Origin of the sequence: Paenibacillus sp. FSL P4-0176, from assembly GCF_037975265.1 — a bacterium.
Lineage (GTDB): Bacteria > Bacillota > Bacilli > Paenibacillales > Paenibacillaceae > Paenibacillus > Paenibacillus amylolyticus.
The window spans coordinates 2,538,827-2,550,878 of sequence record NZ_CP150242.1 but is presented as its reverse complement, the minus strand read 5'-3'; the positions used below and the strand labels follow the sequence as shown (position 1 = coordinate 2,550,878).

The 12,052-nt window shown below is 48.2% G+C and carries 10 protein-coding genes; 4 read left to right on the top strand and 6 right to left on the bottom strand.

Translation table 11 applies throughout. The features are described from left to right. Window positions 1-164 precede the first annotated feature (164 nt). The 4 genes from MKY95_RS11785 to MKY95_RS11770 form a co-directional block, all read right to left on the bottom strand. The gene (locus MKY95_RS11785; protein WP_036670296.1) at window positions 165-1,046 is read right to left on the bottom strand and encodes an SMP-30/gluconolactonase/LRE family protein; all 882 of its coding nucleotides are present in this window, start codon (window positions 1,044-1,046) and stop codon (window positions 165-167) included. 12 nt (window positions 1,047-1,058) lie between these two features. Beyond that, on the bottom strand, window positions 1,059-1,724 hold the full coding sequence (locus MKY95_RS11780; protein WP_017689253.1) for an SGNH/GDSL hydrolase family protein: 666 nt from the start codon (window positions 1,722-1,724) through the stop codon (window positions 1,059-1,061). An 81-nt stretch (window positions 1,725-1,805) separates the two neighbouring features. Then, window positions 1,806-2,594, bottom strand: coding sequence for an alpha/beta hydrolase (locus MKY95_RS11775; RefSeq protein WP_036609494.1), 789 nt, complete (start codon window positions 2,592-2,594; stop codon window positions 1,806-1,808). Between the two features lie 143 nt (window positions 2,595-2,737). After that, a complete protein-coding gene (locus tag MKY95_RS11770; protein WP_036670294.1) occupies window positions 2,738-3,571 on the bottom strand; it encodes an AraC family transcriptional regulator in 834 nt (277 codons plus the stop codon). A 128-nt stretch (window positions 3,572-3,699) separates the two neighbouring features. On the opposite strand from MKY95_RS11770, the gene MKY95_RS11765 reads away from it, so the two are divergent. The 3 genes from MKY95_RS11765 to MKY95_RS11755 all read left to right on the top strand — a co-directional run bounded on the left by MKY95_RS11765 (window position 3,700) and on the right by MKY95_RS11755 (window position 7,843). After that, complete coding sequence (locus MKY95_RS11765) at window positions 3,700-5,727, top strand: beta-galactosidase (RefSeq protein ID WP_036670290.1); 2,028 nt, start codon at window positions 3,700-3,702, stop codon at window positions 5,725-5,727. Window positions 5,728-6,165: 438 nt separating this feature from the next. Beyond that, the gene (locus MKY95_RS11760; protein ID WP_339198869.1) at window positions 6,166-7,122 is read left to right on the top strand and encodes a YafY family protein; all 957 of its coding nucleotides are present in this window, start codon (window positions 6,166-6,168) and stop codon (window positions 7,120-7,122) included. 1 nt (window position 7,123) lies between these two features. After that, on the top strand, window positions 7,124-7,843 hold the full coding sequence (locus MKY95_RS11755; protein WP_339198866.1) for a hypothetical protein: 720 nt from the start codon (window positions 7,124-7,126) through the stop codon (window positions 7,841-7,843). A gap of 100 nt (window positions 7,844-7,943) precedes the next feature. Here MKY95_RS11755 and MKY95_RS11750 read toward each other — a convergent pair whose 3' ends face one another. Next, a complete protein-coding gene (locus MKY95_RS11750; RefSeq protein WP_338708415.1) occupies window positions 7,944-9,458 on the bottom strand; it encodes an altronate dehydratase family protein in 1,515 nt (504 codons plus the stop codon). Beyond that, window positions 9,455-10,972: a tagaturonate reductase gene (locus MKY95_RS11745; protein ID WP_339198863.1), complete on the bottom strand. Its 1,518-nt coding sequence runs from the start codon at window positions 10,970-10,972 to the stop codon at window positions 9,455-9,457. The genes MKY95_RS11750 and MKY95_RS11745 overlap by 4 nt, the downstream gene beginning before the upstream one ends. Window positions 10,973-11,113: 141 nt before the next feature. On the opposite strand from MKY95_RS11745, the gene MKY95_RS11740 reads away from it, so the two are divergent. Next, window positions 11,114-12,040, top strand: coding sequence for an AraC family transcriptional regulator (locus MKY95_RS11740; protein ID WP_339198861.1), 927 nt, complete (start codon window positions 11,114-11,116; stop codon window positions 12,038-12,040). Window positions 12,041-12,052: the final 12 nt, after the last annotated feature.

Sequence of the window (12,052 nt, the reverse complement as noted above, 5' to 3'; positions counted from 1 at the left end):
TTTGTAAAATATTTTCAGTGTTTAAACTGGTTTATACAACAAAAAAAGATGCTGTTAGAACAGCACCTTTCGACATTTTATATAAGAGTAAAAAAATGGAATCGTTTCTTTCCTGGCAAACCAGGCAGAGGTTCACTAAGGTTCACTACATAATTGGCACCTGTTTATTGCTGGCTACCATAAGCGTGAGTCTCCTGCCCTTTAACGCCCGGTCTGATGACAAAAAGTGAGCCCGCATCCGGTGTCTCTTTCAAACGTTCTTCCTTAATCCCTATACGTGCTGTTGTAATGTATAACTCTTCGAGATCCGGTCCACCAAAACAGCAGGATGTTACCTGATCTGCCGGCACCTCGATCTGTTGCAACAGTTCTGATGTATGCGGGTTCCAACGAGTGACTCTTCCTCCGCCCCAGTGCGCAACCCACAGCATGCCCTCACCATCAACCGTCATCCCATCCGGAAAACCGAATTCCTCCGGTATGTGAATGATACTTGTCCGATTTTGTATCGTACCTGCCGTCAGATCAAAATCAAACCGGTCAATAGAACGTGTCGGGGTATCAATGTAATACATGTTCTGCCGATCCGGACTCCAGCCCAGACCGTTGGATGTAGACACACCTTGTACCATTGTGCGAACGGGTTGCCCTTGCTCCAAACAATACAATGATCCGGCTTTGCTCTCATTATTCATGCTCATCGTGCCTGCCCAGAAGCGGCCCTTCGCATCACATTTTCCATCATTAAAACGATTGGTATCCTTATCTTGTTCAGGGTCTTCAATAGCCTGCAGCTCACCCGTAAGCAAGTGATACGTATGGAATCCACTGCGTAAAGCAACCACAACTTCGTCACCACGATAGGGAACAACAGCCCCGACATGTTCACCGACATCATAAGCCTGATCCTGCCCTGTAGCTGGATCATACACATGCACCTTGAAGCTTTCAATATCTACCCACAACAATCGATTGTTCTCTGCATCCCAGCTTGGACCTTCCCCCAGTAATGCCGGGGTTTGTACTGCTACAGTTACGTCGCTCATGCCCTCACGTCCTTATTCAGATTTGACGCTGCCTGACCATTCGAATCCGATGGCATCCAAGAATGCTTTGGACAGTACCATATGGCCCGTTGCATCCGGATGTACCCGGTCATAAGTCAGCACAGACGTATAGAAATGATCCCAAAATGGAGCAAATGCAGCCTGTGTATCCACATACACTGCATCATACTCACTGGCTACCCTGCGTACCGCTTCTCCGTAGATATCCATCGTTGCCCGCATCGGGTCTTCCGGATTAGCCTCAAGATAATAAGGTGTCATTAGTACCAGACCTTTCAGGTTGGGACGAACCGAAGCCACCAGTTCACGCAATGTGGATTCGTATTCTTCAAGAAACACATGTGAGTCTGTTGACAATGGGTTGTCGAACTGACGCCATACATCATTAATGCCGATCATGATCGTCAGCCAGTCCGGTTTAAGGTCAAGCACATCACGATCCCAACGCTGTTTCAGATCACGAATCGTATTTCCACCATTACCCACATTCTGGACACGCAACATCAATTCCGGATAGATGGACCGCAAGAGGGCATAGACTTGCGCTACGTAACCATGGCCCAGACCTGAACTTCCTTCGCCTACAGGATGTTCCCGACCACAATCTGTAATTGAATCCCCGATAAACAGAAGCTTGTCATTTTTCTGCAATTTCATCGTCATTTTCTCCTTCGCTCCAAGGCGCTAATATAAGAATAATTGATTAATCAGACCGTTAAGTTGTTATCCAATCAGTGATTACCAGCCTTGATTCTTGAGCCATGTGAGACACAGATCTGACCATACCCGAACCGCGTGGTTGTCCTCAGCCAATCCAAGTCCATGTGACCCTTTCTCAAAAACGTGCAAGTCATAGGGGATGCCATGCGCACCCAATGCAAGTGCGTAACGCAAGCTATTCTCTACAGGTACTGCCTGGTCATCGCTGGTATGCCAGATGAACGCTTCAGGAGCATCCGCTCTTACCTGCTGCTCCGCACTGAAAGCCTTGATCTGCTCGGCAGAGGCGTCCGACCCAAGCAAATTCTCACGGGAACCGGCATGTCCATAGGACTCCATCGTAATGACCGGATAACAGAGAATAACTCGGTCCGGGCGTGAACTCTGGCGTTCGATGAGGTCCTCATGATCCGGTTGTCCCTCGTCATACAGCGTTCCCAGTGTTGCTGTGAGATGTCCGCCTGCGGAGAAACCAAGTACTGCAATCTTAGCAGGGTTGATGCCATACTGCTCAGCATGAGCACGAACATAACGTATGGCACGCTGACCATCTGTTATCGGTGCAGGATGCTGGTGAGGCGCCACCCGATAATTCAGGACAAATGCACTTATACCTGCACGGTTCAACAATTCCGCTATTGGAGCACCTTCATGATCAGCCAAGAATCCATAACCGCCCCCTGGACATACAATGACAGCGCTCTCGGAACCGGGCTGAATAAATGGAATCAAATGTGGCATCTCGTCTTCATGACCCTGGGCTGCATAAGGTGCAGCATGATCCCATAAGGGTATAGTTGTTGTCATCTTCAATCATCCTCTCCAAGTAGAACGGATACATGGGTCCGTTTAAACGTTTTCGAATCTCAGGAATCGATACCATCATAACGGTAATGACCCTAACGCATCAATACCTTCCTGGCATCACTTTTTGTTCATTTGGGTACATGTTAGTACAAATTACGGAACTGTTCAGGAGTCACCCCCTCAATCCTGCGAAAGGTTGCTACAAAATGGCTTGCATCGCGAAACCCTACCCTAACTGCAGTTTCCCTAATCGTGGGTCTATAGTCTGCGGTCATGATTTCCTTAGCTTTGCGAATGCGCAGCAAAATGAAATAACTGTAGGCTGTCATGCCAAAGGACTGCTTGAACAAGGTGTTCAGATGTCTGGATGAGATCCCCGTGACGTCAGCCATATGTTCGAGACCAATCTCAGGATTCGCATAATGCTGTTCCATGAATGCAATGAGCGGAGCGAGTCTCTCCACGGCATGAGAGATCGAAGAGCGATTGCCGGTCATGCCATGTTTTTTGAGCAAAATCAGAAATCGATATATATCCGCTGACGCCTCGAGTCCCGACAAATCCTGATCACTTCTGATCGAATCCAGCACTTCCTGGCCGTAATCATTGAACGGACTGCTCTGCTCCCACTGATGCAACGCTGCTTCACCCAGACTAAGTGACTCCAAGATTGCCGGACACTGGGAACCGCCAAATGTAATATAGAATGTCTCCCACTCTCCTTGGGCGCGCACATATTCATGCGGTTCATTTGGCGGCAGCAAAATACCTGATGCTTCCCCCAGTACGACCGTGGACCCGGCAAACTTGAATTCTCCGGCTCCCTTTACTGTCTGAAGCCAATGGTAACAGGGATACCCCACAGGTCTGGACACCTTCTCCTGATTGCCGTTATAACCTAGGCTCTCAATATAAAGGGGCAACGGCTGATCACGTGATGTCATGAAATATCGTTGATGTCGGGGGGAGATAAACATGGGATGCCTCCTTGGGTACAAGCTGAAATACACTTCCGTATTCTTATATCAGTCATTACTTTTATTATATTTTAAAAGTCATATGTATCATATAGTATAGGATTATTCTTATACAAGAGGTGAACACATTGATTAGTAACAAACTGCCCAAAATGTTCTACGGGGGCGATTATAACCCGGAACAGTGGGATCACGAAACCCACCTTGAAGACCTGCGCATGTTCCAATTGGCAGGCATTGATATTGCCACAATCAACGTATTTTCATGGGCACTGATTCAGCCTGATGAAGTTACTTACCGTTTTGAAGAACTCGACCAACTAATTAATCGTTTACATGAAAACGGTGTCTATATATGCCTTGCAACAAGCACTGCTGCCCATCCGGCCTGGATGGCAAAGAAATATCCAGACGTGCTTCGTGTAGATGCCGATGGACGCAAACGCAAATTCGGTGGGCGCCATAATTCCTGTCCCAACAGCCCGACCTATCGCAAATACGCTGAGAAGATTGCGGATAAACTGGCCGAACAATACAAGGATCACCCCGCGGTTCTCGTATGGCACATCTCCAACGAATATGGCGGTGAGTGCTACTGTGACAACTGTGAAAAAGCGTTCCGCGTGTATCTGAAAGAACGCTATCAGACTCTGGAACAGGTCAACAAAGCATGGAATACGAATTTCTGGGGGCATACCTTCTACGATTGGGACGAGATTGTATTACCGAGTAACCTGAGCGAACATTGGGGTAACAACAATTCAACGTTCCAGGGAATCTCGCTGGACTACTCTCGCTTTAACTCCGACAGCATGCTGGATTGTTATCTGTTGGAATACGATGCAATCAAAAAACATATTCCGGACTCCGTCGTTACTACCAATCTGATGGGATTCTTCAAACAATTGGACTATTTCAAATGGGCAAAATATTTGGATATCGTCTCCTGGGACAGTTATCCTGGTCTCGCCACTCCTGTCAGCTTCACGGCAATGGCTCATGACCTTATGCGCGGACTGAAAGATGGTCAACCGTTCATGCTGATGGAGCAAACACCAAGTCAGCAGAACTGGCAGCCATATAACTCACTGAAACGTCCAGGTGTCATGCGTCTGTGGAGTTATCAATCTGTTGCGCACGGAGCCGATACCATTATGTTCTTCCAGCTTCGTCGCTCCATTGGTGCCTGTGAGAAGTATCATGGTGCAGTTATTGAGCATGCTGGGCATGAGAATACACGTGTATTCCGCGAAGTCGCTGAGCTGGGCAAGGAATTGCAGATCCTTGGAGATACCACGCTGGATGCATCTGTTGAATCCAAAGTAGCCATTGTGTTCGACTGGGATAACTGGTGGGCCATCGAAAAATCAAGCGGACCTACGGTTGCCCTGAACTATGTGGATCAGATCCATAAATACTACGCAGCCTTCTTCCGCCGCAACATACAAGTAGATATCATCAGTGTGGATACGGATATGAGCAAATACGATATTGTCCTTGCCCCTGTTCTTTACATGCTTAAACCAGGGTTTGCCGCCAAACTGGAGAAGTATGTTGAAGCAGGTGGAACATTCCTGACGACCTTCTTCAGCGGCATTGTCAACGAGAACGATCTCGTGACCACAGGTGGATATCCGGGAGAACTTCGTAAACTGCTCGGAATCTGGGTGGAAGAGATTGATGCCCTGCTACCTGAGCAAAAGAACCGCATTGTCCTCAAAGAAACCTACGGTGATCTTCAAGGAGAGTATGGCTGCGGCATGCTGTGTGACCTGCTGCACAGTGAAGGAGCCGAAATCATCGCGGAGTATGGAGACGACTTTTATAAAGGCATGCCTGTTGTGACACGTAATACCTTTGGTCAAGGTGAAGCCTGGTACGTTGCATCCGACCCGGATGAGCGCTTCCTGGATGGTTTGCTGGGACAGCTTGCAGCAGCCAAGAACGTAGAATCCTTGCTTGAGACACCAGAAGGTGTTGAAGTAAGCGCACGAACCAAAGACGGCAGACCCTACCTGTTTGTCATGAACCATAACGCAACCACACAATCCTATGATCTGGGAACAACTAAGGCACATGATCTGCTCACCAATCGTGAGCTTTCGGGAAGTGTTGAGATTGAAGCCCGTGGAGTGCAATTGCTCGAAATGAAATAAGCGATTTCGCTTAATTGGAATCATTCGGAATAATATAATGTGATAGAAATACCCGCGATACAAAGTGTCACATATTCATTCCTTTTATACTTGTTATTGTCTTCAGCGAGGATATTGGTATAGATTTCAGACCTTTATCGTCTTCTGTAAGCCAAAAGCTGCTACTTCCCGTATCTGTCTACACCGGATACGGGTTTTGGGCATGATCTGTGGTCTTTTTGATAGAAGGAAATATCAGTATGCAAAGCGAATTGGACGAGAAACACATTTTAACAAAGCCTGCCGGAACATGCTTGTGAATCCTGATGCTGATCCATTATAAAATAATGAACAGTTGAAAAATTGGTGACACTCATGATGTCACTTATTCGTTGTTACAATAGAAATATAACTACGACATCACTTTCCGGCGGCGCAGATCGAAACGGAGTGGCTGACATGAACAGAACAAATCGGCTTGCTGCCATTGTAATGGCATTACAGCATGGTCACGAAACGGCACACTCATTAGGTGAGAAATTTGAGGTTTCCCGTCGCACGATTCTTCGGGATATTCAATCCCTCTCCGAGATGAATGTGCCCATTATTGCCATTTCCGGTCCGGGAGGCGGTTTCAGTCTTATGGAGGGTTACGTATTACCCCCATTACAGCTGGACCCGGTAGAAGCAGCGACGCTCTTATTCGCTCTTGAAGGTCTAAGTCGCTACGCCGACACACCCTTTCATGAGAAACGCTGGACCCTGATGAACAAAGTTAAGGCTATCATTCCGGATGATATTATGTCGCGAATTGATCCCATGCTCAAACAACTGCATCATCATATTCCAGACCGCAATTACATTCTTCCTCATCTGGACGCACTGCTGGCATGTATACCCGAACACGGGTGGCTTAGTGTGCTGTATCGCTCCGCATCACGTCAGCGTTGGTTGCATATCTGTCCCACACGGGTATATGCTTCCTCCGGCTTCTGGTACTGTGAAGCATATTCCCTCGAACATGGTGAACAGCGTCTGTTCCGGGTTGACCGAATTACCGATGTCAAAGAGATCGAACCACAGGATGCATTGGTGCTTAACGAACAGGCGGAGCAACAACAGAGTAAGCCGATCCCTCCAGAACAGCCGCCAACCCTGGTTAAGGCACAACTGAGCTATAGGGGAATGATTGAAGCTGAACAGGACGAGCATATTGGTGAAAAGATGATTGAAATTGCCCCGGATCTCTGGGAATTATCATTCCTTTGTCCACCAGGGGAATGGGACTGGGCCGTACGATTCTTTTACCGATTGGGACGTGAAGCCGAAGTGATCGAACCCCTCCAACTTCGCAGTGAGATTCGTCAGCATGCCGAGGAAGTGAGCCGGAGATACCTTGCATCAACCAAGTCGTAGCATGACTACACACAAAAAGGAGCCTACTGATATCATGACATATGAAGCCGTTACAACGTACGAAGAAGCAGTACAGCGTATCCAAACTATAGGGCTGCTGCCTCTGGCACCACTATTTGCCGAATATCCTTCTCTTTCATCGCTAACCCCCAAAGAACATTGGCACAAGGATGATGAATTCGATCCCTGGTTATGGCGTTCACGCCTGGCTGAGGAGGGCATTGCTGCATATGGAAAATTTGTCAAAAAGAAAGCGCTTCTTGTCTCATCTGAATACTTCCCTTGGGTACATCGACTGCTTGCCGACTCCAGAACCATCAAGGAACAGTATGAAGCGGGTCTGCTCTCCCGTGAAGCGTTCAAACTCCATGCGTTAGTTACAGAACAGGAAGGCATCGATGGACGTGCTTTACGATCACAAGCCGGTTTCGGGGCAAAAGAGGACAAAAAAACATTTGACCGTGGACTTCTGGACCTTCAGGGCTGTGCAGCTATTGTGATCAGTGGCACCAAAGAAAAAGAGGGGCTCGCAGAAGGCAAAGTCGCCTGGAACAGCTCCGCATACGAGACTGCTGGTCACTGGATGGAACGTCACGGCATTAAGCCGTTTGAAGGTAGCGTTGCAGAGGCGCGTGAACTGCTGGTTGCACAACTGCAACAACATGCCTCACCAGCCGCATTATCAAGCATCGCCAAAGCGCTTGGCATCCGTGGAATCTAAATAAAGCCAATCCCGGTTGTAGTGCAAATTTCAACCGGAATTGGCTGTGGTTCACCATATAATGTAACCCAGACGATAAACAGCCTCCATCCAGAACGATTTAGAGAATTACTCCATCCTTGAATATGGCAATCTCCCGGAATCCATGCTGCTCACTGAGTGTGTGTGACCGTCCTGAAGCAATATCAATCAGTTGGCTGAACAGCTGTACTTTCACCTCATCCATCGTCTGCCCCTCCAACAGCTGGCCTGCGTTGAAGTCAATCCAGTGTTTTTTGCGATTCGCCAGATCGGATTGGGTCGCAATCTTGACGGTAGGTACCGGACCTCCGAAGGGAGTCCCCCGCCCTGTTGTGAAGAGCACAATATGTGCACCCGCCGCAGACAGTGCCGTTACAGATACCAGGTCATTACCCGGTGCTTCTACAATGTTCAGACCGGTTTGAGTTACACGTTTGCCATAACGCAGAACGTCGACTACGGAAGAACGTCCTCCCTTTTGCGTACATCCAAGTGACTTTTCCTCCAGCGTTGTGATGCCACCAGCCTTATTCCCAGGTGAAGGATTCTCATAGATGTTCTGGCCATGGTTCACAAAATATTGCTTGAAGCCGTTCACGAGGTCCACCAAATCGTGAAATACCTGCTCATTGGCAGCCCGGTTCATTAAGATCGTCTCCGCACCAAACATCTCCGGAACTTCCGTCAGAATAGCCGTACCCCCGGCAGCAACCAACATATCAGCAACTGCACCGACCAGCGGATTAGCTGTAATGCCGGATAAACCATCGGAACCGCCACACTTCAAACCAATTTTAAGTTTACTGAGCGGAAGCGGCTGCCGTTGTTCATGTTCAACGATCTCCACAAGTTCTTCCATCAGTCGAAGCCCTTCCTCAAGCTCGTCATCCGTTTCCTGTGCTTTGAGAAACCGTACTTTACCGCGGTATTCCGGAGCAATACACTCACGGAATTCATCGACCTGATTGTTCTCACAGCCCAGACCGATGACAAGCACGCCTCCTGCATTCGGATGCTCCACCAAGGAGGCCAGCAACTGTTGTGTATACTTCAGATCATCACCAAGCTGTGAACACCCGAATGGATGCGGAAAGTGAAATACACCATCGACCCGGCTTCCAAACTGGGACTGCCCCATACGTGCCAAAGCTTCACACACTTTATTGATACATCCAACCGTATTCACAATCCAGATCTCATTACGAATACCTGCGTCACCATTGGGGCGCAAATATCCATCAAATGAGCGCAGATGTTCCGGAGGCATGTCCGTCTGAACCTGCGCGCCCGGCTGATACTCATATTCAAGTAATCCGTGCAGACCCGTCTTCAGGTTGTGACTATGAATCCAGCTTCCCTGCTCAATCTGCTCTTGGGCAATCCCGATGGAGAAACCATACTTCATCACATCATCACCCGGTGCCAGGGTATGCACAGCAATCTTATGCCCTTTGGGCACGTCATCCAGCAAGGTAAAAGAAACACCGTCTGGCAGGGTGATGCATTCTCCTTTGGCATAATCCCGAAGCGCTATAATGACATCATCCTGTGGTTGAATGGCAATCCAGTCATTGATTGTACTTGTTGTGTTCATTTCCCTTCACCTTCCAACAATCCGATTTCACGAACAAGTGCTGCACGCAGCCCTTCTCTTGCATCCAGATTTTCGCCCCAGATCAGGGTATCTGACAACACAGCCGCTACCCGGTTATCCAGTTGGTTCTGATCCCTGTTAAGCGTGTCATAACCGTCCCAGTGTGCAGCCAAAGCAGCCAGGACATCCGGGTCATCCCGCAGCAGAATGTCCTCTCCATTCAGTCGTTGTGCCTTGTAACCTTCTGGCGTATTTACCGGACGATAGAGACACAATAATCCAGCAAACCCTTGAATTAAACGTTCTGGCCAACTTCCCTGATTTTGCTCGTAAGACAAAAGTGTTGGCAGCACACGCACCTTGAATTTTCCGATCGTATTCAAAGCAATATCTTGCAATTTGTGATCAATATACGGGTTAAGGAACCGTTCGAACACTTCTTCTGCATACTGGTCCAGCTGATGATCGGGCATATCCAGAGCAGGCACGATCTCCTGATGCACAGCTTCCCTGATCCATGAGCCAAAATGTGGATCTTCCATCGTTTCTCTCACATGCTGCTTACCTTGCAGAATGCCGAGGGATGACATTAAGGTATGTGCCCCATTCAAAATACGAACCTTGCGTACCTGAAAAGGCTTCAGATCTTTCACCCAATGTACATTGAGACCTGCCTGCTTGAGAGGAAGTTTTTTGTCCAATGATTCATCACCCTGAATGGCCCAGAAATGATATGGCTCTGCCGTATTAATCAACTGGTCCTCATACCCCCAGCGATTCGTCAGGGAATCGGCTTCCTCCTGGGTCGGCGCACCTGTTACGATTCGATCTACCAGATTGTTCAGGAAGTGATTATGGTTCTCGATCCATGAACGGAAGCCATCCGAATACCCATAATCCTCACTATGGCGGAGAACACAACTTCGAAGCACGTCACCATTGCCTTCAAGCAGCTCGCATGGCAGATGAATCAAACCTCTGGATGGATCACCATCAAATTTCAAATATCGCTGATGCAGGAAAACTGTTAATTTCCCCGGAAATGATTGGACGGGTTCACCCTCGATATAGTCCGCATACGTATATTTCAATCCTGATTCGGTTGTATTGGAAATAACGAACTCAAGTGAAGGCAGTTCCGCCAAGTTCAGAAAGGCATCCCATTCCTCATACGGATTGATACACTGTGAGAAAATGGAGATCAACTCTGTCCGCTCAACCGGCTTCCCTTGAGACAGCCCTCGCGTAATCATCGTATATAATCCATCCTGATCACGAATCTGCTCCAGCTTGGCTTTGCCTCCCGGTCGTGGTTGGGTAACAGCTACACTTCCATGGAATTTGCCTTGTCTGGCACTCTCATGAAGCATCCAGTCTGCAAATCCCCGCAAGAAATTACCTTCTCCAATCTGCAAAACCTTCACGGGACGTTCCATAATCTCCTTGCACTTGCGCTGACCATCGCTCCCCAGTAAATTCAGCTTCAACCTTGGCCGTTTTGTGCTTGCCGACATGGACACTCACCTCATCGATTATTTGTACTGTCGGAATGCAGCTCAAAGGCTCTGCACCCTTTTATTGTAAACGCTTTAAATTCATTGTATCATCAATAAAAGGAAATTAAATTGCTTATATTGCGGTAAATATACTCTCTCATGACCAGGTATAACATCTCGTTGAAGACGATCGTCTGGAAAGGAGTCTTTATGGAACGTTCACCTGTTCGTACGACTATTCAAGCAGAATCCGGTATTCCGTTCCGCCTGGTGTACAGCGATACCAAATCCCCTCAGAACGAATTGCCAGATCACCTTCACGACTGGCATGAAATTATCTATGTATATCGGGGTCAGGGAAGCATCTTTATTGATACGGGACTTGAGAATATGCAAGAAGGAGACCTGTTCATTATACCGGGCAGCACGGTTCATCGAGCTTTGCCGGATGCAGGCAATCCTGTCACATCTTCCGCATTGTTCTTCAGCCCGGGCTTGCTGGCATCGACCGCCGGAGGCGCTGCTTCTTCCTTGCTAAGCCTGTTTGAACGTTGTCGTAAACAACGTGTGTATAAGAGGCATTTGAACACAGAGGAGCAATCACAGGTGGCCGCCCTCATTGATGATATTCAGACCGAATTCCAGCTCGGTCATCATCTAAGCGCACATGCGGCCCTGTTAAGGCTGCAACTGTTGCTCATTTTTCTGGAACGTCTGGAAGCTGCGGGACCTGCGAATCCGGGTAAATCCGCTCCGGGTCCCTCCTGGCTCTCTTCTACGATCTCTCATATTGACGAGAACCTTCGGAATGGCCTTTCCCTCCCTGAACTGGCGCAGTACGCCTCTGTATCCCCTGCCCATTTCAGTCGTGCCTTCAAACGATACACGGGAATGACTCTAACGGATTACGCATTAGCACGAAGGGTCATTATGGCGAAAGAACATCTGGTGCAAGGTGATGAGACGATGGCAGCCGTGGCCGATGCTTGCGGGTTCGACAGCCTGCCCCACTTTTACCGTCAATTCAAAAAATTAACCGGTACAACACCCGCAGCTTATCGCAGAACCATGCACAGTTCACGTTAAAATAGAACCAGA